This is a genomic window from Amycolatopsis sp. lyj-23 (assembly GCF_046549135.1).
GTDB lineage: Bacteria > Actinomycetota > Actinomycetes > Mycobacteriales > Pseudonocardiaceae > Amycolatopsis.
Map to the genome: position 1 here is coordinate 70,315 of NZ_JAJPWN010000006.1, position 26,063 is coordinate 96,377.

The 26,063-nt window shown below is 68.5% G+C and carries 15 protein-coding genes; 12 read left to right on the forward strand and 3 right to left on the reverse strand.

The features are described 5' to 3' along the window. Positions 1–379: 379 nt before the first annotated feature. The 8 genes from ACLJPY_RS16175 to ACLJPY_RS16210 all read left to right on the forward strand — a co-directional run bounded on the left by ACLJPY_RS16175 (position 380) and on the right by ACLJPY_RS16210 (position 17,567). Complete coding sequence (locus tag ACLJPY_RS16175; RefSeq protein WP_410589333.1) at positions 380–3,385, forward strand: lectin; 3,006 nt, start codon at positions 380–382, stop codon at positions 3,383–3,385. A 47-nt stretch (positions 3,386–3,432) separates the two neighbouring features. Beyond that, on the forward strand, positions 3,433–6,213 hold the full coding sequence (locus ACLJPY_RS16180; RefSeq protein ID WP_410589334.1) for a ricin-type beta-trefoil lectin domain protein: 2,781 nt from the start codon (positions 3,433–3,435) through the stop codon (positions 6,211–6,213). A gap of 449 nt (positions 6,214–6,662) precedes the next feature. Then, positions 6,663–8,447 (forward strand): ricin-type beta-trefoil lectin domain protein, encoded by a 1,785-nt coding sequence (locus ACLJPY_RS16185; RefSeq protein WP_410589335.1) that lies wholly within the window; start codon positions 6,663–6,665, stop codon positions 8,445–8,447. Positions 8,448–8,482: 35 nt separating this feature from the next. After that, on the forward strand, positions 8,483–9,601 hold the full coding sequence (locus ACLJPY_RS16190; RefSeq protein ID WP_410589337.1) for a ricin-type beta-trefoil lectin domain protein: 1,119 nt from the start codon (positions 8,483–8,485) through the stop codon (positions 9,599–9,601). Between the two features lie 85 nt (positions 9,602–9,686). After that, positions 9,687–11,147: a glycoside hydrolase family 76 protein gene (locus ACLJPY_RS16195; protein WP_410589339.1), complete on the forward strand. Its 1,461-nt coding sequence runs from the start codon at positions 9,687–9,689 to the stop codon at positions 11,145–11,147. A 218-nt stretch (positions 11,148–11,365) separates the two neighbouring features. After that, positions 11,366–14,035, forward strand: coding sequence for a glycoside hydrolase family 3 C-terminal domain-containing protein (locus tag ACLJPY_RS16200; RefSeq protein ID WP_410589341.1), 2,670 nt, complete (start codon positions 11,366–11,368; stop codon positions 14,033–14,035). A gap of 210 nt (positions 14,036–14,245) precedes the next feature. Then, positions 14,246–17,260 (forward strand): ricin-type beta-trefoil lectin domain protein, encoded by a 3,015-nt coding sequence (locus ACLJPY_RS16205; protein ID WP_410589342.1) that lies wholly within the window; start codon positions 14,246–14,248, stop codon positions 17,258–17,260. Positions 17,261–17,297: 37 nt separating this feature from the next. Further along, positions 17,298–17,567 (forward strand): hypothetical protein, encoded by a 270-nt coding sequence (locus ACLJPY_RS16210; RefSeq protein ID WP_410589344.1) that lies wholly within the window; start codon positions 17,298–17,300, stop codon positions 17,565–17,567. A gap of 6 nt (positions 17,568–17,573) precedes the next feature. Here the strand turns inward: ACLJPY_RS16210 and ACLJPY_RS16215 are convergent, their stop codons facing one another. Together ACLJPY_RS16215 and ACLJPY_RS16220 are read right to left on the reverse strand one after the other, a co-directional pair. Beyond that, positions 17,574–19,013 carry a carboxylesterase/lipase family protein gene (locus tag ACLJPY_RS16215; RefSeq protein ID WP_410589346.1) on the reverse strand — a complete coding sequence of 480 codons (1,440 nt, stop codon included), beginning with the start codon at positions 19,011–19,013 and terminating at the stop codon, positions 17,574–17,576. Between the two features lie 82 nt (positions 19,014–19,095). Beyond that, a complete protein-coding gene (locus ACLJPY_RS16220) occupies positions 19,096–20,139 on the reverse strand; it encodes a hypothetical protein (RefSeq protein WP_410589348.1) in 1,044 nt (347 codons plus the stop codon). A gap of 308 nt (positions 20,140–20,447) precedes the next feature. On the opposite strand from ACLJPY_RS16220, the gene ACLJPY_RS16225 reads away from it, so the two are divergent. From ACLJPY_RS16225 to ACLJPY_RS16240, 4 genes are all read left to right on the forward strand, one after another. Beyond that, positions 20,448–20,870, forward strand: coding sequence for an organic hydroperoxide resistance protein (locus tag ACLJPY_RS16225; RefSeq protein WP_410589350.1), 423 nt, complete (start codon positions 20,448–20,450; stop codon positions 20,868–20,870). A 98-nt stretch (positions 20,871–20,968) separates the two neighbouring features. Beyond that, complete coding sequence (locus ACLJPY_RS16230; protein WP_410589352.1) at positions 20,969–21,865, forward strand: MBL fold metallo-hydrolase; 897 nt, start codon at positions 20,969–20,971, stop codon at positions 21,863–21,865. Between the two features lie 68 nt (positions 21,866–21,933). Then, positions 21,934–22,875, forward strand: a complete 942-nt coding sequence (locus ACLJPY_RS16235; RefSeq protein ID WP_410589354.1) for a helix-turn-helix transcriptional regulator — start codon at positions 21,934–21,936, stop codon at positions 22,873–22,875. 646 nt (positions 22,876–23,521) lie between these two features. Next, complete coding sequence (locus ACLJPY_RS16240; RefSeq protein WP_410589911.1) at positions 23,522–24,649, forward strand: AI-2E family transporter; 1,128 nt, start codon at positions 23,522–23,524, stop codon at positions 24,647–24,649. 15 nt (positions 24,650–24,664) lie between these two features. Here the strand turns inward: ACLJPY_RS16240 and ACLJPY_RS16245 are convergent, their stop codons facing one another. Beyond that, on the reverse strand, positions 24,665–25,999 hold the full coding sequence (locus ACLJPY_RS16245) for an ABC transporter substrate-binding protein (protein WP_410589356.1): 1,335 nt from the start codon (positions 25,997–25,999) through the stop codon (positions 24,665–24,667). Between the last annotated feature and the right edge of the window lie 64 nt (positions 26,000–26,063).

The window sequence follows — 26,063 nt, forward strand, 5'->3', positions numbered from 1 at the left end:
GTTGCCAGCCGTGGATTTCCAGCGCTTATTCGTGATGCCCGGGGTGGCGTTCGAGATTCCTGTTGTATCAGGTCTCCTGGCACAGATGCCGCCAGAGGTAAACGGCGAAGCACCGATTGGTGCAGCTTGTTGCATCCGTAAACGAGACCAATAACAGGACAGCATCACGGCACGATCTTGACTTTGCGACGGCACGGCACTGTGCTGTTTATCACGGACGTTCGACAACGATGGCACACCAGCTGCCCGAACGCCCGCGCACCACCGGAGCAATGCGGGGTACATCCGTTGGGCTATTCGACGACGGCCCAGGGAAACACCCGGCTACTCCCCACAGCGTCGTTGCCCGGAACCGCGGCCTTTCGATATTGGAGACGCAATGAGAAGACATTGGGGTCGTCTCTTCGTCCTGTCCTCACTCCTGCTCGGCTCGCTGACCGCCACAGCAGCCCCTCCCGCCGCTGCCGCCACCGCGGTGGCGGATCCCGCGGCACTGGTCAACCCCTTCCTGGGCACGTCCCACGAAGGCAACACCTTCCCCGGCGCGGACGCGCCGTTCGGGATGGTGCAATGGAGTCCCGACACGCCTTCACGGCCGCCCGGGGGCAATTACGCCTACAGCGACAGCACCATCACCGGGTTCAGCTTGACGCACCTGTCGGGCCCGGGCTGCAACGCGATGGCCGACGTACCGATCCTGCCGACCGTCGGCGCCGTCGACGGCTCGGCGACCGCAGGCTTCTCCCACAGTTCGGAATCGGCGAGCGCGGGCGCCTACACCGTCGCCCTCGGCAACGGCGTCAAAACGGAGCTCACCGCGACGACCCGCACCGGCATGGCGCGCTTCACGTTCCCGGCGACCGGCCAGGCGAACCTGCTGTTCAAGCTCGGCGCCGCCGCCACCTCCACCACCGGCATCAGCTTCACCGCGGTGAGCCCGACCGAAGTCCGCGGCTCGGTGACCTCCGGGCACTTCTGCGCCTCGAGCCCCACCTACACCCTGTACTTCACGATGCTGTTCGACCGGCCGTTCAGCTCGAACGGCACGTTCACCAACGGCGGTTCGGTAACCTTCGACGCCTCGGCCAACCGCACCGTGCAGGCGAAGGTCGGCCTGTCCTACGTCTCGGCCGACGGCGCCCGGGCCAACCTCACGGCGGAAAACGGCGGCTGGGACTTCGCCGGAACCCGGCAGGCGACCAAGGATTCATGGAACGCGTTGCTGCGCCGGGTCCAAATCACCGGCGGCAGCACCGACCAGCAGACGGTGTTCTACACCGCGCTCTACCACGCGCTGCTGCACCCCAACGTGGTCAGCGACGCCGACGGGCGCTACCGGGGGTTCGACCACCAGGTGCACACCGTCTCCGGCGGCCAGGGCGCGCAGTACGGCAACTTCTCCGGATGGGACATCTACCGCTCGCAAGCGCAGCTGATGGCCCTAGTGGCGCCACGGCAAGCCGGCGACAGTGCCCAGTCGCTGGTCAACGACTACGCCCAGGGCGGCACGCTGCCGAAGTGGTCGCTCAACGAATACGACACCCAGGTCATGAACGGCGACTCCGCGCCCAGCATCATCGCCGACTACTACGCCTTCGGCGGCCGCAACTTCGACACTGCGGCAGCGAAGAAGGCCATGGTGGCGCAGGGCACCGTCCCCAACGCGATCCGGACCGGACTGGAGTACCTGTCCAACTACGGCTACCTGCCGTCCGATGCCCAGTACCCATACGGGTTCTACGGTTCGGTCGCGACGCTGCTGGAGTACTCGACGACGGACTTCGCGATCGGCGCGTTCGCCGGGGCACTCGGCGACACCACGACGAAAAGCCAATTCGTCAACCGGGCCCAGAACTGGCGCAACAGCCTCAACCCGGCCACCGGCTTCATGCAGCCCAAGCTGAAGAACGGGGCGTGGCGCGGCGGGTTCGACCCAGCCAGCGGTGACCAGTTCGTCGAAGGCACCTCGTGGCAGTACACCGGCATGGTCCCGTTCAACGTCCGCGGCCTGGCCGACGCGATGGGCGGCACCGCGAAGCTGACCGGTTACCTCGACAGTGTTCTGTCGGACCTGCACGGCGCGGGTGGGACGCACGCCGACCTCGGCAACGAGCCCTCGATCGAGCTGCCGTGGGAGTACGCCTACCTCGGGCAGCCGTGGAAGACGCAGCGGATCGTCCGGCAGGTCCAGAACCAGATGTGGCCGAACTCGCCGGCGAACTGGAGCGTCGGCAACGACGACCTCGGCACGATGAGCGCCTGGTACGTGTGGTCGGCGATGGGCCTGTTCCCGATGACGCCGGGCACCTCGGACCTGGTCGTCGGCAGCCCCCTGTTCCCCTCGGTCGCCGTCACCCTCGGCAACGGCGCGACGATGACCGTCAACGCTCCCCAGGCCTCGGCCGACGCGCCCTACGTGCAGAGCGCCGCCCTTAACGGCGCGACGTGGAACAACGCCTACGTACCGTCCGGTTTCGCGCTCAACGGCGGCACGCTGAACCTGGCGCTGGGCACGAGCGCCAACACGTCGTGGGCCAGCGGCGCTTCGTCGGCGCCGCCGTCCTACGGAGGTGATGGCGGCGCGCAGCCGCCGGCCACGGTCATCGGCCCGACCGGTCCGATCACTTCGGGGATCGCCGGGAAGTGCCTCGATGATGCGGGCGGCAGCAGCGCCAACGGCACTCACGCGCAGATCTACGACTGCAACAACACCGCCGCGCAGCGCTGGACCGTGCCCGGTGACGGCACCGTGATGCTGTTCGGCAAGTGCCTCGACATCAGCGCCGGTGGCACCGCCGACAACACCCCGGTGCAGCTCTGGGACTGCAACCTCGGCAACGGGCAGCAATGGGTCTCCCAGCCCGGTACCGGTGCGCTGCGCAACCCGGCCTCAGGGCGCTGCCTCGACGATCCCGGCGGCACTACCGCCAACGGGACGCAGCTGGTGATCTGGGACTGCACCGGTGCCGCCAACCAGCGCTGGACCCTGCCGAAGACCCGGACCGGAGCCGTCACCTCGGTCGGCGCGGGCAAGTGCCTGGACGACAACACCGCGGCCAGGACCAACGGGAACCGGATCCAGATCTGGACCTGCAACGGCTCGTCCGCGCAGTCGGTCCACATTCCCGGCGACGGCACCCTGCGCCTCTACAACCGCTGCGTCGACGTCACCGGCGGCGGCACCGCCAACGGCACCGCGGTCGTGCTGTGGGACTGCACCGGCGGCGCCAACCAGCAGTGGGCGCCCGCGAACGGAACGCTCGTGAACCCAGCGTCCGGCAAATGCCTCGACGATCCCGGCACCAGCACGACCGACGGCACGCAACTGGTCATCTGGGACTGCACCGGTGGCACCAACCAGCAGTGGACCCTGCCGTCGTCTTGAGCACCCTTCCGTCCCCTCCCCCGATGAAGTTCCGAAGGAGATCGTCCATGCGTCCGCAACGCCGCGGTTCCACGCTCCGCCGGCTGCTCTTCCTGCTCTTGTCCGCCCTGCTCGCCACCGCGGCACTGGTGGTGACCGCCGCACCCGCCGGGGCGGCCACCACGATCGCCGTCAACGGCGGCAGCACCGGCCGCACCTTCGACGGCGTCGGCGCGATCAGCGGCGGCGGCGGCAACTCCCGCCTGCTGATCGACTACCCGCCGGCCCAGCGAGCACAGATCCTCGACTACCTGTTCAAACCCGGCTACGGCGCCGCCGTGCAGCTGCTGAAACTGGAGATCGGCGGGGACGCGAACTCCACCGACGGCTCCGAACCGAGCCACCAGCACGTGCGTGGTGACATCAACTGCAACGCGGGCTACGAATTCTGGCTCGGTGAACAGGCCGTCGCCCGCAATCCCGGTATCAAGCTGGTGGCGCTGCCCTGGGCCGCGCCGGGCTGGATCGGCGGCGGGAACTTCTGGTCCCAGGACATGATCGACTACGACATTTCCTGGCTCGACTGCGCGAAGCAGCACGGACTGACGATCAGCTACCTCGGCGGCTGGAACGAACGCGGCCACGACAAGACCTGGTACAAGAACCTGCGCGCGGCGCTGAACTCCCGCGGCTACGGTTCCGTGCAGATCGTCGGCGACGACAGCGGCTGGAACACCGCCGACGACATGCTCGCCGATCCCGCCTTCAACAACGCGGTCGGCGTCGTCGGCTCGCACTACCCGTGCGGCTACCTCTCCGACGCGACCAGCTGCTCCTCGACCGCGAACGCCGTCGCCACCGGAAAACCGCTGTGGGCCAGCGAGTTCGGCTCCCAGGACTTCAACACCGGTTCGGCCGCCTACATCCGCACCATCACCCGCGGCTACCTCGACGGCCAGATGACCGGCTTCATGAACTGGCCGCTGATCGCCGCGCTGTACTCGAACCTGCCCTACAACACCGTCGGGCTGGCGACCGCGAACACGCCGTGGTCGGGCGCCTACCAGCTCGGGAAGAACCTGTGGGCCAACGCGCAGGTGGCCCAGTTCACCCAGCCCGGCTGGAAGTTCCTCACCGGCTCAGCCAGCGGATACCTCGGCGGGAACCGGGCCAACGGCAGCTACATCTCCCTGAAGTCCACCAACGGCACCGACTACTCGACCATCTACGAAACCACGGGCGCCACGGCCGCACAGACCGTGAACGTCACCGCATCGGGCGGGCTCAACAGCGGCACCGTCCACGTCTGGTCCACCGACCTCGGTTCGTCGAACCCCGCCGACTACTTCGTGAAGCAGGCTGATATCACCCCGGCGTCGGGGACGTATTCCCTGACCCTGCAGCCGAACCGGATCTACACGGTCACCACGACCACCGGCCAGGGCAAGGGCACCGCGACCAGTCCCCCGGCCGGAAACCTGGGTCTGCCCTACTCGGACAACTTCGACGGCTACAGTTCCCGCAGCGCCGCGAAGTATTTCTCCGACATGCAGGGCTCGTTCGAGGTCCGCCCGTGCGCGGCCGGGCGCGGCGGGCAGTGCCTGCAGCAGGTCGCCCCGGTCCGGCCGATCAACTGGCAGGACGACAGCGACGCCTTCACCCTCGTCGGCGATCCACAGTGGAGCAACTACACGGTCAGCACCGACGTCGACATGCAGCAGGCCGGCACCGTGACCCTGCTCGGCCGGGCCAACACCCAGAACCGGCCGCAGAGCCACCAGGCCGCCTACCAGCTGCGGATCGCCGACAATGGCGCGTGGTCCATCGCGAAGAACAGCAGCGGCGGGGTCCTCACCACCCTCGCCTCCGGTTCCCACGCGGCGTTGGGCCTCAACACCTGGCACAACATCAAGCTCGGCTTCAGCGGCAACCGGATCACCGCGACCCTCGACGGTGCCACGCTCGGTACCGTCACCGACACGGCGTTCACCACCGGGCTCGTCGGGGTCGGGGTTGTCGGCTACCAGACGAACCTGTTCGACAACTTCAGCGTCACCCCGAACCCGGACGGCAACTTCGGTGGCATCCTCAAGGGCCAGGAGTCGGGGCTGTGCGCCGACGTCCCAGCCGCCAGCCAGGCCAACGGCACCGCCGTCGCGCTCTGGGACTGCACCGGCGGCGCCAACCAGAGCTGGACCGCGACTCCCGCCAAACAACTGATGGTCTACGGCACCAAGTGCCTCGACGCCCGCGGCGGCGGGACCGCCGACGGGACCCCCGTCCAGATCTACGACTGCAACAACACCTCCGCCCAGCAGTGGGCGGTCAACGCCGACGGTTCGGTCGTCAACAGCGGATCGGGCAAGTGCCTCGACGCGACCGGGCACGGCACGGTCAACGGGACGGCCCTGGTGCTCTGGGGCTGCTACGGCGGCGCGAACCAGAAGTGGGCGCGTGCCGACACCGTCGGCATCCTCAAGGCCCAGGAGTCGGGCAAGTGCGCCGACGTCCCCGCGGCGAACCAGGCCAACGGCACCATTCCGGCGCTGTGGGACTGCAACAACGGCAACAACCAGGCCTGGACCTCGACCACGACCAACCAGCTCAAGGTGTTCGACACCAAATGCCTCGAGACCGCCGGCGGCGGCACTGCCGACGGGACCACGGTCCAGATCTACGACTGCACCGGGGCCGCCACGCAGCAATGGCGCGTCCAGGCCAGTGGCGCGGTCGTCAATATCGGATCCGGCAAGTGCCTGGATGTGACCGGTCACGGGACGGCCAACGGCACCCCGTTCGTCATCTGGACGTGCAACGGCGCGGCCAACCAGAAGTGGTCGCGTAGCTAGCGGCCCCGCTCCCCCGCCACGGCGGGAACGGCGCAACACCGCCGCTCCCGCCGTGGTCACGGGCGCGCGGAAATAGCTCTTTCGAGCGTTTCGCCTTTCGTCCGCACAGCGCATTCCTTTTCCAGGACAGGCTTTTTGTCAGGTCTGGACCAGATGCACGGCGACGATTGACACCGTCGGCAGGAGGGGGTGAAACTAGTTTGGAAAGCGCTCTCCCACATGCGCCTCGACCGACAACGTTGTCGAGCTTGGAGATCTCCATGCAAACACATCGCCGTGTCAGTATCCGGCGCCTGCTCCTGATCGCCTGTTGTCTCGTCTTGACCGCTTCGGCCGCACCCGGTGTGGTTTCCGCTTCCCCCCTCGACGAACCGTCACAGATCGCTCGATCCGCCTCCGCGGCGAGCCGACCCGCCCTGCGATTCGCCGACGCGAGCACGCAGTCGACGTTGGGCGCCGCATACACGAAGGCGCTGACCAATCTGCTCGACGTCAACACCGTCCGCTACGACCCGGCCGTGTACAACCAGTCGGGCCTGCTGACCGATCCTCCGGGAACGTTCCTGCGCGCGGGCGCCGAATACCCGCAGCCGTGGACCAGGGACGCGTCGGTCAACTCGTGGAACGCAGGGAGCCTGCTCGATCCCGCCACCGCCGCGAACACCCTGTGGTCGGTGGTGCGCAGGCAGGCCGACGGTCAGCTGATCCTCCAGCAGGACAACCAGTTGTGGGACCAGGTCGTGTGGTTGACCGCCGCCTGGAACCACTACCTGGCCACCGGCGATCGAACCTTCCTGGCCAACGCGTACCAGACCGCCGTCAACACCCTGAACGCACGCAGGAGTGCGAGCTTCGATTCCACGTACGGCCTGTTCCAGGGCCCGTCGTTCTTCAACGACGGCATCGCGGGCTACCCCGCCCCGCCGGCTGACGCCACCGAAAGCAAAGGCGGCTACGTCGGCTCCTACCCGACCGACAAGCTCATGACGTTGAGCACCAACACGCTGTACTACTCGGCATTCCGCAGCGCGGCCCTGATGGCATCCGCCCTCGCCCGGCCCGCCGCCGAAGTCACGGCCCAGAACGCGGCGGCGGACGCCCTGAAGTCGAGCATCAACCAGCACTTCTGGATCCCCGCCAAAGGCACCTACGGTTACCTGATCCACAACGGTGACGGCGGCCCGTCCGGCGCGCTGGATCCGTCCGAAGAGGGCACCGGCCTTTCCTTCGCCGTCCTCTTCGGCATCGCGAGCACCGACCAGGCAAGGTCGATCATGCAGAACGCCCACGTCCAGCCCCACGGCATCGTGGACGTTTACCCGCATTTCCCCCGCTACGACGACAGCCGGCCCGGCCGGCACAACGTCAGCGTCTGGCCGATGATCCAAGGCTACTGGGCCGAAGCCGCCGCCAGAACCGGCAACCAGGCCCGCTTCGCCACCGAGGTCACCACGCTTGCCGCCCTCGCCAACACCAGCGGCGGCTTCTACGAGATCTACAACTTCCTCTCCGGCGCCCCGGACGGCGGCTGGCAGACCGGTGGTCACTGGGGCCCGGTGCGGGACCAGACCTGGTCGGCGACGGCCTACCTGCGGATGGTGTACGACGGCCTGTTCGGGATGAACCTCACCCCGGACGGCATCACCTGGACACCGACACTGCCCTGGGGTTGGGGCGACGTGACCCTGTCCGGCCTGCGCTACCGAGCCGCGAACCTCGACGTCACCCTGCGCGGTTCCGGCAACGTCATCTCCTCCTTCAAGGTCGACGGCGTCGCCCAGTCCGATCACTTCCTGCCCGCCACCCTGAGCGGCAGCCACTCGCTCGAGATCACCATGTCCGACCACCAGCCCAGCGCCGTCAGCGGCTACGCGGGACTGTGCCTGGACGTGCGCAACGCGAGCAGCGCGAACGCCACCCCGATCCAGCTCTGGCCCTGCAACGGCAGTCCCGCTCAGCAGTGGACCGCCGACCGGACCGGCAACACCTTGCACGTCCTCGGAAAGTGCCTCGACGTCAACGGCGGCGGCACCGCCAACGGCACCCCGGTGAGTCTCTACGACTGCAACGGCACCGGCGCGCAGGTGTGGGTGCCACGTGCGGACGGATCGCTGTACAACCCGCAGTCAGCCCGGTGCCTGGACGTACCCGGGTGGTCCACCGCCTGGGGCACCCAGGTCGAGATCTGGAACTGCACCGGAGCCGCCAACCAGCAATGGGGACTGTCCACCTGAGAATTCTCCGCCCACCGCGAACACGAGGATGGATGATGAACGGGTTCAAAGCCGCCTGCGTCACGATCACGGCACTCGCGTGTACCGCCGCCCTGCCGGCGACGGCCGACGCGGCGAGCAGACCTGCCGCCGCCGCGGCAGCGGCATCGACACTGCGGGTACTGCCACTGGGTGACTCGATCACCTGTGGAATCGGCAGCAGCACTGGCAACAGCTATCGGGCTTTCCTCTCCGACCAGCTCCGGGCCGAAGGACACGCGGTCGACATGGTCGGCAGCGGCCGCAACGGCACCATGGCCGATCCCGACAACGAAGGCCACTCCGGCTGGCGCATCGACCAGATCGCCGGCATCGCCGACTACACCCTCGCCCGGTACCGGCCCAACGTCGTCACGCTGGAAATCGGCACCAACGACCTCGGGCAGCAGTACCAGGTGCCCACGGCGCCGGACCGGCTGCACGCCCTGATCGACCAGATCACCCGCGACGCACCCGACGCGACCGTCCTGGTCGGCTCGGTGATCATCTCCACCAGCTCCACCGAAGAGCCGCTGCGCGGGCCCTTCAACGCCGCCATCCCCGGCATCGTCCAACAGGAACAGGCCGCGGGCCGGCACGTCCGCTACGTCGACATGAGCGCGCTGAACACCACCGACCTGTCCGATGCGTTGCACCCCAACGACAACGGCTACCGCAAGATGGCCGACGCGTTCAACGCCGGCATCCAGGCGGCCGACAGCGCCGGCTGGATCCAGCCACCGGGCACGGCCGGACGCCCGGTGCGGTCAGGCATCGCGGGCAAGTGCCTGGACGTCAACGCCGGCAGCAACGCCAACGGCACCATCGCGCAGATCTGGGGCTGCAACGGCACCATCGCGCAGCTCTGGAGCAACTTCCCCGACGGAACCATGCAGGCCTTGGGCAAGTGCCTCGACGCCACCGGCTACGGCACCGCGAACGGAACCCCGGTGGCGATCTGGGACTGCCACGGAGGTAGCAACCAGCAGTGGCAGCCCTACAACGGCGGCTACCGCAACCCCACATCGGGCCGCTGCCTGGACGACCCGGCCTCCTCCGCCGTCGACGGCACCCAGCTCGTCCTGTGGGACTGCAACGGTGGCCCGAACCAGAAGTGGACGGCCGACGCCGCCTGAACCGCACAAGCGGACCGGTCGACTGCACCCGCACGGACCTGGTCCCCGCCGAAATCCTGATCACCGTGAGCTGGAGAGCACCCTCATGAAGAGCAGAACGTTGCTGACCGCGGTTCTCTCGGTGACGACGACGCTGACGGTCGGCGCAGCCGCCAAGCCGACGAGCCCACCCGCCACCTCGTCCACGAACACGGCCGCCGTGGTGATCTGCAACAACTACTGCGAACCCCGGGACCCTTCGCAGAGCCCGCAGGACCGGATCCCCGTCACCGCCGCGGTCTCCGGCCGCTCCGTGGCGCTGCACTTCGACGACACCGACGCGATGGGCTGGGCATCGATCGACAACGGCGCCGCCGGGGACGAGGTCTGGCTCGACCGGTCGATGGACGGCGGTCGGACCTCGAGCTCGGGCAGCAAGCTCGGCGACACCCGCACCCCCGCCGGCAGCGGTGGCTGGCGGACCCAGATGTACAACGTCGACGACTGGAACGCCCAGGGGGTCGGGGCCCTACGGGCCTGCGGCCAGGCCACCGGTGGCACCGCGGTTGCGTGCACCGCGTGGGCCCGGACCACCTGGAACGCCGGCGACCGGCGCACCGCGGCGGCCACGGCGCTGATGATGTCCTACGACCGCGGGTCCAAGCTCTTCGGCGGCACCGGCTGGTGGACCAGCGCCAACGCGCTGACCGCCGTCATCGACAACGCCCGGGTCAGCGGTATGGGCAGCTACCGGTACGCGATCGCCGACACCTACGACAAGAACCTCGGCGCCCAGGGCGGCAACTTCACCAACGAGTACCTCGACGACACCGGCTGGTGGGGCCTGGCGTGGGTGGACGCCTACGACCTGACCGGCGACAGCCGCTACCTGACCACCGCCCGCGCCGACGCCGACCACATGTTCGCCAACTGGACCAGCACCTGCGGTGGCGGAGTTCGGTGGAGCACCACCGGCACCTACAAGAACGCCATCACCAACGAACTGTTCCTGCAGCTCACCTCGGCCCTGCACAACCGCATCCCCGGCGACACCACCTACCTCACCCGGGCGGAGAACGAGTGGAGCTGGTTCAAAGGCAGCGGGATGATCAACGGTGACCACCTGATCAACGACGGCCTGACCGACTCCTGCGCCAACAACGGCCAGCCCACCTGGACCTACAACCAGGGCGTGGTGCTGGGCGGCCTGACCGAGCTGTACCGGGCCATCGGCGACACCTCACTGCTCGACACCGCCCGGGGCCTGGCCGACGCCTCGAGCGTCAAACTGCAGACCGGCGGGGTGCTGCGGGAGCCGGGCGAAGGCGACGGCTGCACCGGTGACGGCCCCGGTTTCAAGGGCGCCTACGTGCGTGGCCTGGGCAAGCTCAGCTCCCAGCTGGGCGACCACCCCTACACCACGAGGCTGCGCAGCTGGGCAGATACCGCGTACGCCAAGGACCGCAACGCTCTCGACCAGTACGGCCCGCACTGGGCCGGCGGCCCCGGCAGCAGCGACTGCGGCTGCCAGCAGAGCGTCCTCGACCTGCTCAACGCCGCCGGCTGACCCCGGATCCCGTGCTCGACGACGCCTGAGGAAGGCACCATGCGCACGTCTCCTCCCCGCAGATTCCGTTCACTGGTCGCTGCCGTCGCCCTCTTGCTCGCCGCCGGCGGCGAGCAAGACGCGCAAGCGGCCGTCCAGCCGTGGATGAACACCGCCCAGACACCCGAACAACGCGCCGCCGAACTCCTGGCGGCCATGACCCCGCCGAGAAGCTGACGATGCTGCACGGCGGCACGTCGTGTGGCTACGTCGGCTGCGTCGACGCCAACCCCCGGCTCGGCATCCCCGCGCTGCACTTGCAGGACGGACCCGCCGGGGTCGGCGACGGCGTCACCGGCGTCACCCAGCTCGCCGCCCCCGTCGCCGGCGCCGCGAGCTGGGACACCGCCCTGATGCGGCAGTACGGCGAAACACTGGGCGCCGAGCAGTGGGGCAAGGGCACCAACGTCGAGCTCGGCCCGACCATCAACATCGTCCGGGACCCGCGGTGGGGCCGGGCCTTCGAGTCGTTCGGCGAGGATCCGTACCTGACCGGGCAGCTGAGCGCCGCGGACATCCAGGGCATCCAGAGCCAGGGCCCGATGGCGCAGGTCAAGCACTACGCGGTCTACAACCAGGAGACCAACCGCAACAGCAGCGCCGACAACGCGATCGTCAGCGACCGCGCCGAACGGGAGATCTACCTCCCCGCGTTCGAAACGTCGGTCAAGACCGGCGGCGCCGACTCCGTCATGTGCTCCTACTCCGCCATCAACGGCCCGTTCGCCTGCGAAAACGGCCCACTGCAGAACGCGATACTGAAGAACGAGTGGGGCTTCGGCGGGTTCATCACCGCCGATTGGGGCGCCACCCACTCAACCGTGGCCTCGGCAAACAACGGCCTCGACCTGGAGATGCCCGACAGCCGGTACTACGGCGCCGCGCTCACCACCGCCGTGAACGACGGCCAGGTCTCGCAGGCCACCATCGACGACCACGTCCGGCGCATCCTCACCTCGATGTTCCGGCGTGGGCTCTTCGACCACGCCCAGACCGGCACCCTCACCACCCCGGTCACCTCCGCCGCGCATACCGCCGTGACCCGCCAGGTGGCCGCCGCAGGCACAGTGCTGCTGAAGAACACGAACGCGACACTGCCGATCACGTCCGCCGCCAAGTCGATCGCCGTGCTCGGCAGCGGCGGCGACGCTGCCCCGCTGTACCAGGGTGGCGGCAGCGCGGGCGTCAACCCCAGTGGCGCGGTCAGCCCCTTCCGGGGCATCCAGGCCCGCGCCGGCTCCGCCGCCACGGTCACCTACGCCTCCGGCACCGCGTCCGGACCGATCGTCGGCCTGGCGGGCAAGTGCGTGGACGTCGCCGCCGCGAACGACGCCAACGGCACTGCTGTCCAGCTCTACGACTGCAACAGCAGCTCCGCCCAGACGTGGACCGCCGCCGCGGACGGCACCGTACGGGCGCTCGGCAAGTGCCTGGACGTCACCGGCGGCGCCACCGCGGACGGCACGAAGATCGAGCTGTACGACTGCAACGGCACTGGCGCGCAGAAGTGGACCGTCTCCGGCGGTGCCCTGGTCAACCCGGCGTCCGGCAAGTGCCTCGACGTGCCCGCCGCCAATCCCGCCAACGGCGTCCAGCTGCAGCTCTACACCTGCAACACCACTCCGGCCCAGACCTGGCGGGTGACCGGCAGCGCTACCGCGCACGACCAGGCGGTCGCCGCGGCCCGCGCCGCGAACCTGGCTGTCGTGGTCGTCGGCCGCTTCGAGGCCGAAGGCGCCGATCTGCCCGACCTCTCCCTGGCCGCCGAGCAGAACCAGCTCGTCGCCGACGTCGCGGCCGTCAACCCGAACACCGTCGTCGTGGTGAACAGCGGTTCCGCGGTGACCATGCCGTGGGCAGGCTCGGTGCGCGGCATCATCGAGAGCTGGTACCCCGGCCAGGAGTACGGCAACGCACTTGCGTCGATCCTCTTCGGTGACGTCAACCCGTCCGGCAAGCTGCCGGTCACGTTTCCCGCCTCGCTCGCCGATGTCCCGGCACACACCGCCGCCCAGTGGCCGGGGCAGAACGGCACCGTGCAGTACTCCGAGGGCATCGACGTCGGGTACCGCTGGTACGACCGCCACGACATCGCACCGCTGTTCCCGTTCGGGTTCGGCCTGTCCTACACCACCTTCCGGTACGCCAACCTGACCGTCAGCTCCCCTGCCGCGGGCGGCGTCACGGTGGCCTTCGACGTCACCAACACCGGCTCCCGCACCGGCTCCGAAGTTGCCCAGGTCTACGTCGGACAGCCGGCGGGCACCGGCGAACCGGCGAAAAACCTGCGGGGCTTCGGCAAGGTCACGCTGAACCCGGGCCAGACCCAGCGGGTCACCACCACCCTCGACGCCCGCAGCTTCCAGGCCTGGACCGGCGGCTACTGGACCCGGACCGCCGGCACCTACCAGATCCAGATCGGCGCGTCCTCGCGTGACATCCGGCTCACCGGCAGCGTCACGCTCGGCGGGTCCGCGCCGATCGTCGGCTACCAGAACCTGTGCGCGGACGTCCGCGCCGCCGCCACGGCGAATGGCACCCCGGTCCAGATCTACACCTGCAACGGCAGCGGCGCGCAGAGCTGGACCGCCCAAGGCGGCACCCTGGAAGCGCTCGGCAAGTGCCTGGACGTCACGGCGAGCGGCACGACCGACGGCACGCCGGTTCAGCTGTACGACTGCAACGGCACTGCTGCGCAGACCTGGCAGCCGCGCGGTGACGGCTCGGTGCTCAACCCGCAGTCGGGCCGGTGCCTCGACGATCCCGGCTCGTCCACCACGCCGGGCACCCAGCTGGTGATCTGGACCTGCACCGGCGGCGCCAACCAGCGCTGGACCGTGCCCACCTGAGCCCGGCCGGTGCCCACGCCGCCATGCCCGTCAGCTGTCAGCCACGCAGAGGAGCATCCCGTGCCGTTGACCAGAGCGCGTTCCTTCCCGGCCGCACGGCCCCGGTTACGCCGGCTGGCTGCCCTGGCGGGCGTGGTCGTCACCGCTACGGCGGTGACCCTCACGACCGGGGCACCTCCCAGCGTCGCGGCCCCCGTCAGACCGGCGCCGATGACGACGCCGTGGACGGCCGCGGCCACCGCGAACATCGCCAACCCGTTGCCGGAATACCCCCGGCCGCAGCTGACCCGTGCGGATTGGCAGAGCCTCAACGGTGAATGGCAGTTCGGCGCCGCCTCCGCCGGCCAGGCACCTCCGGTGAACCAGACGCTGCCGGAGCGGATCAACGTTCCCTACCCGGCGGAGTCGGCGCTGTCGGGCATCCAGCGTCATCTGGACCGGATGTGGTACCGCAGGTCCTTCACCGTGCCGTCCGCCTGGAACGGACGTCGCACGCTGCTCAACTTCGGCGCGGTCGACCAGCAGGCGACGGTGTACGTCAACGGCAGCCAGGCCGGTTCGCACACCGGTGGCTACGACGCGTTCCAGTTCGACATCACGCCTTACCTGCACGCCGGCTCCAACGAACTCATCGTCGGCGTCTACGACCCCACCGACGCGGGCAGCGGCGCGGTCGGCAAGCAGCGCACCTCACCGGGTGGGATCTTCTACTCGGCCACCTCGGGGATCTGGCAGACCGTCTGGCTCGAGCCGGTCGCTCCTGCCCACATCACGAGCCTGGAGATGGTCCCGGACGTTCCCGGCCAAGCTCTCGACGTTGTCGTGCGTGGCGCCGGTACCGGCGGTCAAGGCGTGCAGGTGGCCGCGTCGCTGCCCGACGGCGGAGCGGTCGTGGCCACGGCCTCCGGCGGCATCGGCAGCCGGATCCACTTGCCGATCCCGAGCCCGCGCTGGTGGAGCCCCGACGACCCGTTCCTCTACAGCATCTCGGTGACGCTGACCGGCGCCGGCGGCGGTGACGCGGTCGGCGGCTACTTCGGCATGCGTTCGATCGGCCTGAAGACGGTCGACGGCGTACCCCGCATCGTCCTGAACGGCAACTTCTTGTTCCAGACCGGCATGCTCGACCAGGGGTTCTGGCCCGACGGCATCTACACCGCCCCGACCGATGACGCGCTCAGGTCCGACATCCAGCAGCAGAAGAGCTGGGGGTTCAACCTGATCCGCAAGCACATCAAGGTGGAGCCGCAGCGCTGGTATTACTGGGCGGACAAACTGGGGATGCTGGTGTGGCAGGACATGCCGGCGATGATCAACTCACCTGACGCGGCCGCGCAGAACCAGTGGCTGAGCGAGTTCCACAACCTCGTCAGCCAGCACCTCAGCTCGCCGTCGATCGTCATGTGGATCGACCAGAACGAAGGGTGGGGCTCGTTCGATCCCGCCGGCGTCGCGAACACCATCAGAAGCTGGGACCCCAGCCGCCTGGTGGACAACATGAGCGGAGTGAACTGCTGTGGTGCTTCCGACGGCGGCAACGGTGACGTCTGGGACTACCACACCTACACCGGACCCGACTCGCCGCCACCGACGGGTGTCCGGGCCAACGTCCTCGGCGAGTACGGCGGGCTCGGGCTCATCGTCAGCGGCCACGAATTCGAGGTGGGGCGCGGCTTCGGCTACGAAATGGAACCGGACGCCACCACGCTGACCAACAGGTTCCTCGGCATGGCGAAGGCCCTGACCGGGCTGATGGTCCACAAGGGCCTCAACGCCGCCGTGTACACCGAACCCTACGACGTCGAAACCGAGAGCAACGGCTTCGCCACCTACGACCGGCAAGTCGTCAAGATCGACCCGTCGGCCGTGCGGACCGCGAACCAGAGCCTGATCGCGGCGTCACAAAACCTGGCCGGGCAGCGCGTTTCCTTGCCGACCAACGGAAGCGTGTCAATCCAGGCCACCACCGACGGTTCCACCGACCGGTACGTCCGGCACCAGAACGGCGTGGCCGTCGCTTCCACCATCACCAGCGAAAGCTCCGACCTGGACAAGCAGGACGCGACCTTCACCGTCCGCACCGGCCTGGCCGGCGGTTCGTGCATCTCGTTCGAGTCCCACAACTATCCGGGAAGCTTCCTGCGACAGACCAGCGCGCAGGTCGTCAGAGCCGACAACGACGGCACCTCGACCTTCGCCGGGAACGCCACCTTCTGTCCCATCCCCGGCAACTCCGGCAGTGGCACGTCCCTGCTCTCCTGGTCCCGGCCGGGCAAGTTCTTGCGGCTCGCCAACGGATCCGTCTGGGTCGGACAAGACGGCGCCGGGAGGTCACCGGCCCCACAGGACACCACCGCCCATTTCATGAGCGACACCAGCTGGAACATCACCGCCCCGTGGTCGACCGGCCCCATACCTACAGCGGTCGTCGCCACCGGGGCGGTGCGTTCCAGCCTGGCCGGCAAGTGCCTGGACGTCCAGGCGGGAGGTACCGCCGATGGAACTCCGGTCACGCTCTACGACTGCAATTCGAGCGCGGCGCAGCAGTGGAGCTCCTACACCGATGGCTCGTTACGGGCTTTCGGCAAGTGCCTCGACGCGGAAGGTGCCGGAACAGCCAACGGCACCAAAGTCCTGCTCTGGAGCTGCACCGGCGCGGCGAACCAGCAGTGGCGGCCCTACGACGGCTCGTACCGCAATCCGCTCTCCGGCCGGTGCCTGGACGTTCCGGGAAACAACACCGCCAACGGCGTCCAGGTGCAGCTGTGGGACTGCAACGGCAGCAGCAACCAAGGGTGGTCGACACCCGGATTCACCCCCGCACCCGGCAGCTCGGGAGCCGTCAAGTCCGGGATCGCGGGCAAGTGCGCGGACGTCCAGGGCGGCAATGTCGCCAACGGAACACCGGTGATCATCTGGGATTGCGCCGGCGCCGCGCCGAACCAGCAATGGACGGTGTACTCCGACCATTCGTTGCGTTCGCTGGGCAAATGCCTGGAGAGCGCTGCGGGAGGGACCGCCGGAGGAACGAAACTGCAGCTGTCCGACTGCGCCGGCATCCGGAACCAGCAGTGGGTGCCGTCCAACGGGGGTTACCTCAACCCCGCTTCCGGGCGCTGTGTCGATGACCCGGGCGGCTCGGCCACCAACGGCACCCAGCTCGAGCTCTGGGACTGCAACGGCAGCCCGGGACAGAAATGGACCCAGCCGGGCAGCGCATCCTGAGTGACGCTTCCCCAGCAGTCATTGACGAGGACTTCCCATGGAGATCAAGATGACCGATGCCGACCATTCCGATCACGCACCTGGCCCGACCTCGCCGGTGACAGCGCGGCTCCAGCAGTGGCCGTGGTTCGTCGCCGGGCTCCTGCTGGCCATCGCTGCCGCAGTCCGGATCGTCGCCGAGCAACGCTATGGGTTGCCGATCGGCTTGACATTGTTGGCCGTGGTGATCATGGCCAACCACCTTGTCGATCGACACCGGGCACGCCGTGCGGTGCCCCCGCCTGACGCTGCCTCCGCCGGCCGGTAGCGATGATCAGTCGTCCCGTTCGCCGAGGAGGTGACGGCTGTTCGGTGCCCAGCCAGGATGACCGGTCTTGACGAATCGGACCCATGCCTCATGAGTCTCGGCCGCCAGGGTGGTGTCCGGCTCCCCGGGCCCGAGCAGACCGCGCGGTCCCCGCAACGACGGCAACGCGAGCTGCTCGAACACGAATGGGAGCTCGATGCAGTGGCACGCTCCCAGCCGGCCCTCGCAGGCGGCTGAGGCCCACCGGAACTCGTAGGAGAACGTGCTGCCCCGGGAACGGACGACGTGCGCTGCGGCCAAGCGGCGGCTGCCGGCGACGAAAGCGTCGGTGATGACTCTGGACAGCAGCTGACCGGGGGACTCGTCCGGGAACAGGTCGCGGTAGCCGGCCAGGCGGCCTTCCGGGTCGGGGAAGCGACGTCGAGCTGCGGCAAGAAGGTCGGCTTCGCCGGCTGTGTCGCTCAGGCCGTTGGGGATGGTGTAGAGGTTGGCCTCCTCAGCGGTGCTTCCGATCAGCAGATCGGTGGCAAGCCCAGGACGGAGGGTGTCGGCCGGCTGCCCGGTCAGCAGCACGCCGTCGATCACCGGTTTGAACGGGCTGGCCCCCACCGCGGTGTCGAGGAAGCCGTGTGCGGCATGGTCGAGCGGCGGCAACGCGATGGACAGCTCGGCGAGCTGGACATCGGTCAGGTCGGCCACCGACGCCGCGGTGGCTTCCCTGCCGAGCAGCAGCGAGATTCCTCGCGTCGCCAGGGCCGCTTGGCCGGGCTCGAACGCGCAGTCCCCGGTACCGCTCTGGCTGATCGCCCGCCGGAACAGTCCCTCGGCCGCGGGGCAGGCCAGGAGTGCGGCGACGATCATCGCGCCGGCGGACTGGCCCGCGACGGTCACGCGGTCTGGATCACCGCCGAAGGAGCTGATGTTCTCGGCGACCCAGCGCAGACCGGCGAGCACGTCGAGGAGTCCCCGGTTGGCGGCGGCGTCGGGGACGTCGAGCCAGCCACTCGCGCCGAGCCGGTAGTTCAGCGTGACCAGCACGACCCCGTCGCGGGTGAAGGACCTACCGTCGTACACGCCGGCGGCTCCGGTGCCGGCGGTCAGGCCGCCGCCGTGCACGAATACCAGCACCGGCAGGCCACCGGCGTGAGGATCGGGTGTGCTGACCGTCGCGGTGAGGTAGTCGCCGCCGGTGTCCTGTCCCGAGCCGAGGATCGGGGACAGGTCCAAGCTGCCGAAGTCCCGACGTGGCGCCGGGGCGCTCGGCCCGGTGAAAGACGCGTCGCGAGTTCCTGTCCAGGACGCGGCGGCCGCGGGAGGCGCGAATCGCCGTGGTCCGGTGGGCGCTGCCGCGTAGGGAATCGAGTGGAAGACGACACCCGTCGAGGTGGCCGCTCCGCGCACCAGCCCGCCGGCGACTCGTGTGGTCAGGGAGATGCTCGTGCTCACGTTGACTCCGATGTGGATTCGATGCGGCACACGGCCGGCCGGGCGGGATCGGTTCCGCGCCCGGCCGGCGTGCGGGCGTGGGTCAGCTGACGCGAACCTGGCGCAGGGTGAAGCCGGCGTTGGGTTTGTGCTGGAGCAGGTCCGCGAGGCCGCCGCTGAGGGTGTAGGTAGCGCCGTACGGTCCGGCGGTGATGCCGCTGGTGATCGGGTCGGGCACCGTGTCGGTCACGGTGACCTTCGCGCTGCGCCAGGACAGGTCGGGACGAACGCGTTGCACCACCGCGGGTTTCCGGGTGAGCAGGCCGCTGCTGACCGCGGCGATCGAACCGTCCGGCAGGACCCGCAGCGACGCCGCAAGCGGGACCAGGCTGGTGTCGAGCGCGACGGCGGAGACCTGATCGGGGTGGCGGATCGGCACCCGGACCAAGGTGCCGTCGCCCTTGGCGACGATGAGCAGGCCACCGGGCACCAGAGCGACCGAGCTGGCGGCGATGTCGGGCAGGACGCCAGGGACGCCGAGGCCGGGGGTGCCGGTGAGCAGCGGGCTGGTCAGCAGGACCGATGGCCGGCCGGTGCGGGAGACCCGGAACAGGGTGGGGCTCTGGGTGTCGACGACGTAGGCGGTGCCGTCGGAGTCGACCGCCACGTCGGCAGCCAGGTGCGACGTGTTGCCGGGCGCGACGGCGGTCAGGTCGGCATACCACTGCCGCTGACCGGTGCGCAGGTCGTAGCTGCCTACGCCGGCGACTTTCAGCGGTCCGGCGGTGCTGGTGGTGTCGGCGGTTCCGAGGTCGACATCGGTGATCAGCACCCGGTTGCGCACGCGGTCGATGCGGACCCCCTGAACGGACACCAGAGTGGGGTCGTCGACCAGGGTTCGTGCGCTTCCGTTGCGGTCGACGACGGTAACCGTGCCCTTCTTCAGGGACCCCACCAGGAAGGTTCCGGTCCGGGGGTCGTAGTCGGCGGAGTGCGGGAACACCTCGGGTGCGGCGACGGCGATCGTCGTGAGCGCACACCGCGAGGCCTGGTGGTTCCCTGCGAGCTGTCCGGCGGGCCCGGCGTAGGCGACGGATCCCAGCGACAACGGCGTGGCGACCAGTGCGGCGACGAAGACGGCCCTCATGCCGGAGAAACGCAGATTCATCAGTGACCTCTCACTCGGTGCGAAGCGATGGACATCGCCGCGGTGGCTGGAATCACGAAACAGTGCGTCGCTGTTTCCTTGATTCAGACAGCGGTGTGGCGTGCTGAGGTGATTCTGCGTCGCCCGGCGGTGGACAGCCTGCCCCTGGCGGGATCACCTTCACCACGAGCAGCCCTACACTCGCAGGGTCAGGCAGCCGGCGCGGCACTGATCCACACTCGGCTCCACGAACATCTGCGCTGATCTTCAGCCAGAAATCTCGCCATTGTGAACCGAAGGAGAAGAACATGTCCGCGCTCTACAGCACCCAGGCCATCTCGACTGGCGACGGCCGCAACGGCGAGGTCCGCACCGCTGACGGCGTGCTCGACGAGGTGCTCGCGATCCCCAAGGAGCTGGGCGGTCCCGGCGGCAACAAGACCAATCCCGAGCAGCTGTTCGCGGCCGGGTACGCCGCCTGCTTCCACAATGGACTACAGGTGATCGCCCGCGAAGAGAAGGTCGCCGTCGCCGGGTCGACCGTGACGTCCTCGGTGAGCCTGCTCGCACTGGACACCGGCGGCTTCACGCTCGCGGTCGGGCTGGCGGTGCACCTGCCCGGACTGGACCAGGCCACAGCAGACAAGCTCGTGGCCGCCACCCACCAGGTGTGCCCCTACTCCAACGCCACCCGAGGCAACATCGACGTGACCCTGACCGCGACGGTGTGAGCCCGTGCCGAGGGAGTCGGCCGTCATCTCGCCCTGCTCCCTCGGCGCGGCACCCGCACCATTGAGCCCGGCCGGGACTTCACGAGAGGGTCAACCTCATGAACCAGACTTTGACACTGGGGTCCGTCGACGTCACCCAGGTCCTGGAGTACACCGGCGCGACCCGGCCACCGGAGGCGATGTTCCCGGGCCTCGACCGCACCACCTGGCAGGCGCACCAGGACTGGCTGGCACCCGCTTTCTGGGACCCGGCCACCGATCTCCTCCAGACCTGTGTGCAGACCTGGGTCCTCCGCACCGCCGACGAGACGATCCTCGTCGACACGGGTGTCGGCAACCACAAGCCGCGGCCGGGGACCCCCGCGTTCGACCGGCTCGACACCGACTTCCTCACCCGGCTGCGGTCCGCCGGCGTCGCCCCGGAAGACGTGACCACCGTCGTCCTCACACACTTGCACGCCGATCACGTCGGCTGGAACACCCGGCTCGTCGACGGCAACTGGGTGCCGACCTTCCCGAACGCCACCTATCTGCTGGCCCGGGCGGACTTCGAGTACTGGCATCCGGAGGGCGGACACCGGCCGCGCCTCGCCGCGGCCAACGAGGGCGTCTTCGCCGACAGCATCCGGCCGGTCGAGAAGGCCGGGCAGCTTCGCTTGTGGAAAGGAGGCCTGGAGCTGGGACCCGGACTCCGCCTCGAAGCCGCGCCCGGCCACACACCGGGCTCCGCGATCCTGTCTCTCGAGTCCGGTCGCGACCACGCCGTGTTCGTCGGTGACCTCCTGCACAACCCGATTCAGATCGTGGCGCCGGATCTGAGCAGCTGTTTCTGCGAGGATCCGCCGACCGCCGCAGCGACCCGTCGGCGCCTGCTCGCCCGGGCTGCCGGGCAACACGCGTTGGTGTTCCCCGCGCACCTGGGCGGCGGCCTCGCCGTGGAGGTTGCCGAGGCCGGGCCGGGCTTCGCCGTGCGGCGCTGGGGCTTCGAGCAGTGACGGTCCCGAGGCTGCCCTACACTCACAGGGTCAGGTCGTCGCCGCGACGTCGAGCCATACTCGAGTCCATGACCACCAAGTCGGAGCTCGGACGGTTCCTGCAGACACGCCGGGCGCAGTTGCAGCCCGCGGACGTCGGACTGCCGATGTACGACGAGCGGCGGCGGGTGCCAGGACTGCGCCGCGATGAGCTGGCCCAACTGGCCGGAGTGAGCGAGTCGTACTACACCCGGCTCGAGCAGGGCCAGTCCCTCAACGCTTCCCCCGAGGTGCTCGACGCGCTCGCCCGTGCACTGCGGCTGGACGAGACCGAGCGGCGACACCTGCACGACCTCGCCGGCGCCGCGCGGAAGAGCGGCAACAACGGCCCGCGTCGGCCGGCACCGGAACGGGTGACCTCGGCGACCAGGCAGCTGCTCAGTTCCCTCGGCGACACCCCGGCCGTCGTCCTCGGCCGCTACAGCGACATACTCGCTTGGAACCGCACCGGACACGCGTTGTTCGCCAGTCACCTCGACCCGCGGAGTCCCGACCAGCCGGGCCGGCGCCCGAACACCGCGCGCCTGGTGTTCTTCGACGCTCACGTCCGCGACCTCTACGACGACTGGCTGAAGAAGGCCCGCGACGTCGTGGGGAAGCTGCGCTTCGCCGTTGGTCAGTACCCGGACGACCCGATGTTGGCCTCCCTGATCGGCGAACTCGTCATGCACAGCAAGGAGTTCACCGCGTTGTGGTCGGAGCACCGGGTCCGGGACTGGGACATCGCGACGCACCGGATGCGCCACCCGTTGGTCGGACCGGTGGACGTCATCCAACAGGCGATGCCGCTCCCCCACGGACGTGGGCAGCGGATCGTCATCGTCACCACCGAACCGGACTCCACCTCGCGTGCGGCTCTCACCCTCCTGGCCCAGCTCACCACCCCGAACGCAGAAGACCGGGCACCGATTCACCAGCTGCGCGCCGATCAAGCCTCAAGCGACGGTGCCAGTTCTCGGCAAAACGCATAACAAGGGATTCTTTGCTCGCGCTCGCACGGTGGTCGGCTACCGGTACGGCGGCCTGCCGGGTGCATCGTGCGCCCGGCAGGCCTGGCCGACCGGCGGCGGATCGGGGGGATACCCGCAGTGCCGGACAACGTCCATCAAGAATGGCCAGGACACGAGGTATCGACCAGAGCCGAACGACCCTGGTCGATACCAGCCGAATGGGATGTCGCGACCGGTCGCGCTCATCTGGGGTGAGAGCGGGCAATTGCCGCGCCTGCTTCAGTCGCTGCGCGTCGAGCCGGGACAGCCAGACTGCTCTGCTCGGACCGCATTGCGCGGCCCTGCGACCGCCAGAACCCCCATCACGGCCGCTGCGAACGGGATGGCGAGGCGATCTCGCTGACCAGCACGACCGGTCATGGGTCAAGACGGCGGTGCCAGAACCTCGGCTGACTGCCTTCGAAAACAACAGCCGGCCCGGCGGCCGGTTCAAGCCCGGTCCGACTGGATACCCTGCCTCCGGTTGAACACACAGCCGATCACCCACGCGCGCGGATCCGTCACCACGGGCCGCGCCGGCCTTCCTCCACGCACCCCCAGGTGCGAGACAGCGCGGTGTCCCATGACCTCCCCCTCCGATCCCGCCGCCGAAGGACACCACCCGCTGGTGGGACAGCCGCACAGCGACGACGAAGAAGGCACGATCGCCGAGGCCGAAGCCGAAGCCGCGGAGATCAGCACTCCCGAACGGCCGCTGGGCGGGATCGGCAAGCGGATCGACCGCCGGTCGCCGTTCTTCATCGGCATGACCGCCGCGGCCGGCGTCGCCGTCACCTACGGCCTGATCCAGCTCCTCGCCGGCGCCGAGCAGATCCTCGTTCTCGTCGGGTTGGCCCTGTTCCTCGCCATCGGCGCGGAACCCGCGGTCTCGTGGCTGGTCAGCCACCGCTTCCCGCGCTGGCTCGCCGTCACCACGGTGTTCGTCGTCGCCTTCGGTGCCGTCGGCGGCTTCCTCGCCGCGGTGATTCCCGTGATCGTCGAGCAGGCCACCGCGCTGGTCAAGCAAGCCCCCGAGTACCTCCGCGAAGCCCAAGACCACAACACCTTCCTGGGCCGGCTCAACGAACGCTTCCACCTGCAGCAGGCGATCGAGTCGGCGTTCAGCTCCGGCGCCGGCCTCACCAGCGGTGTCCTGGGCGCCGGCAAAGCGGTCTTCAACGTCGTGACCGACATGCTGATCGTGGTCGTCCTGACCATCTACTTCGTGGCCGACCTGCCCCGCATCCGCGCCACGATGTACCGGCTCATCCCGCACTCCCGCCGGCCGCGGGCGATCCTCATCGGCGACGACATCTTCTCCAAGGTCGGCGGCTACGTCCTGGGCAACCTGGCCGTCTCCGTCATCGCCGGCGCCCTCACCCTGGTCTGGCTGCTGATCTTCGGCGTCCCGTACGCCGCGCTCCTGGCGATCGCGGTCGCGGTGCTCGACCTGATCCCGGTGATCGGCTCCGTGATCGGCGGCGTCCTGGTGAGCCTCGTCGCGCTGACCGTCTCCCTGCCGGTGTGCCTGGCGACGGTCGGGTTCTTCATCGTCTACCGGCTCCTCGAGGACTACCTGCTGGTGCCGAAGATCATCGGGAACGTGCTGAAGGTGCCCGCACTGGTCACCGTGGTCGCCGTTCTCCTCGGTGGCGCGCTGCTCGGCGTGATCGGGGCGCTGGTCGCCATCCCCGTCGCCGCGGCGATCCTCCTGCTGGTCAAGGAGGTGCTCTACCCCCGGCTCGACCAAGCGTGACCCAACCTGCTCCTGCTACTTCCTGTACTTGACCGCCACGGATTGAGCCAACTCCTGACCGGCGGCAAGTACCTCTCCCACTTTCATGTCACCAGTGAGAACTTTGCTCAAGTCTTGTGAAACCTTGTTGCCAAGATCGACGAACTCCGGGATATCGACAAACTGAATACCGATGGTAGGCCGAGGCTGCATTCCGGGATTTTTCGGCTCCGCCGAAAGGATCGCAAGTTCTGTCTGCTGCGCGAAGGACCCCGCACTGGACAGGTACTGCGGATTCGAGTAGGTCGACTCCCGCTTCCCCGCAGGAACTTTTTCCCAGCCGAGCGTCGCGCCAACCAGATCTTCGTAGTGCTTGCTCGAGGACCACGAGACGAACTTCCAGGCGAGGTCTTTACGCGTGCCGGCCTTCTCGATACCCCAGGCCCACGTGTAGAGCCAGCCTGACGCCTTTGGCTGCATGACGGGAGCGGGCACATACCCCATCAGGCTGCGGACCTGGCTGCCCTCGGCCTCCAACTGCCCGGCAGCGGCCGTCGAGTCGTACCACATCGCCACTTTGCCCTTCAGCACGCTGTCAAGGCATTCACTGTATCCGGCACGCTCAGGATCAAGTTCTCCGTGTTTCTTGATCAAATCCACGTAAAATTTGGTCGCCTCGGTGAACTCTGCGGAATCCACCGAAGCTTGCCAGTCCTTTGTGAACCAGGTGCCGCCAAAAGTGTTGACGACAGTGGTGAGCGGCGCGATCATTTCACCCCACCCCGGAAGGCCCCGCAGGCAGATACCCCGCATACCCGGCCTCGCCCCATCGACGCGCTCAGCTATGTCGGCGACCTCCTGCCACGTCGGCGTGGGGCGCATGCGGATTCCGGCCTCGGCCAGGATGTCCTGCCGGTACATCAGGAAAGACGACTCACCGTAGAACGGTTCGGCGTAGACCAGCCCATCCCGTGCCGTCGGCGATGCGGCAATGGGCCGGAGGATGTCTTCCTGGTCGAACTGCGCGTCTTGTTCGATGTACCGACCGAGCGGCTCGAGCCAGCCACGCTCGGCGTAATAGGGCACCTCGAAGTTGCTGATCGAAGTCACGTCGTACTTGCCGGCCTGTGTGGAGAATTCTTTGCTCGCCACATCACCGACCTGGTTCTCGGGCAGTACCGTGAAGTTGACCTTGATACCCGTTGTTCGCGTGAAGTCGTTGGCCAGTATTTTCAGGTCCGACATCTGCGGGTTGTCGACCATGAGAACGTTGATTGTATCGTTGGAACCATCGGGCGCGCTCGAGCATCCTGCCACGGCGGAGCCGGACAACGCCGCCCCGATCAGGATGTGCGTCAACCTCTTCTGCATGTCGTTCTCCAGGCATGAATTCACTGGCACACCCGACCGGGCGCAATGTTGCCGGCCCGTCGGA

What these genes read in the sequence shown, in the direction of transcription:
- ACLJPY_RS16175 (WP_410589333.1), top strand. Translation starts at nt 380, where the DNA reads ATGAGAAGACATTGGGGTCGTCTCTTCGTCCTGTCCTCACTCCTGCTC.
- ACLJPY_RS16180 (WP_410589334.1), top strand. Translation starts at nt 3,433, where the DNA reads ATGCGTCCGCAACGCCGCGGTTCCACGCTCCGCCGGCTGCTCTTCCTG.
- ACLJPY_RS16190 (WP_410589337.1), top strand. Translation starts at nt 8,483, where the DNA reads ATGAACGGGTTCAAAGCCGCCTGCGTCACGATCACGGCACTCGCGTGT.
- ACLJPY_RS16195 (WP_410589339.1), top strand. Translation starts at nt 9,687, where the DNA reads ATGAAGAGCAGAACGTTGCTGACCGCGGTTCTCTCGGTGACGACGACG.
- ACLJPY_RS16200 (WP_410589341.1), top strand. Translation starts at nt 11,366, where the DNA reads ATGCTGCACGGCGGCACGTCGTGTGGCTACGTCGGCTGCGTCGACGCC.
- ACLJPY_RS16205 (WP_410589342.1), top strand. Translation starts at nt 14,246, where the DNA reads ATGACGACGCCGTGGACGGCCGCGGCCACCGCGAACATCGCCAACCCG.
- ACLJPY_RS16210 (WP_410589344.1), top strand. Translation starts at nt 17,298, where the DNA reads ATGGAGATCAAGATGACCGATGCCGACCATTCCGATCACGCACCTGGC.
- ACLJPY_RS16220 (WP_410589348.1), bottom strand. Translation starts at nt 20,139, where the DNA reads ATGAGGGCCGTCTTCGTCGCCGCACTGGTCGCCACGCCGTTGTCGCTG.
- ACLJPY_RS16225 (WP_410589350.1), top strand. Translation starts at nt 20,448, where the DNA reads ATGTCCGCGCTCTACAGCACCCAGGCCATCTCGACTGGCGACGGCCGC.
- ACLJPY_RS16230 (WP_410589352.1), top strand. Translation starts at nt 20,969, where the DNA reads ATGAACCAGACTTTGACACTGGGGTCCGTCGACGTCACCCAGGTCCTG.
- ACLJPY_RS16235 (WP_410589354.1), top strand. Translation starts at nt 21,934, where the DNA reads ATGACCACCAAGTCGGAGCTCGGACGGTTCCTGCAGACACGCCGGGCG.
- ACLJPY_RS16245 (WP_410589356.1), bottom strand. Translation starts at nt 25,999, where the DNA reads ATGCAGAAGAGGTTGACGCACATCCTGATCGGGGCGGCGTTGTCCGGC.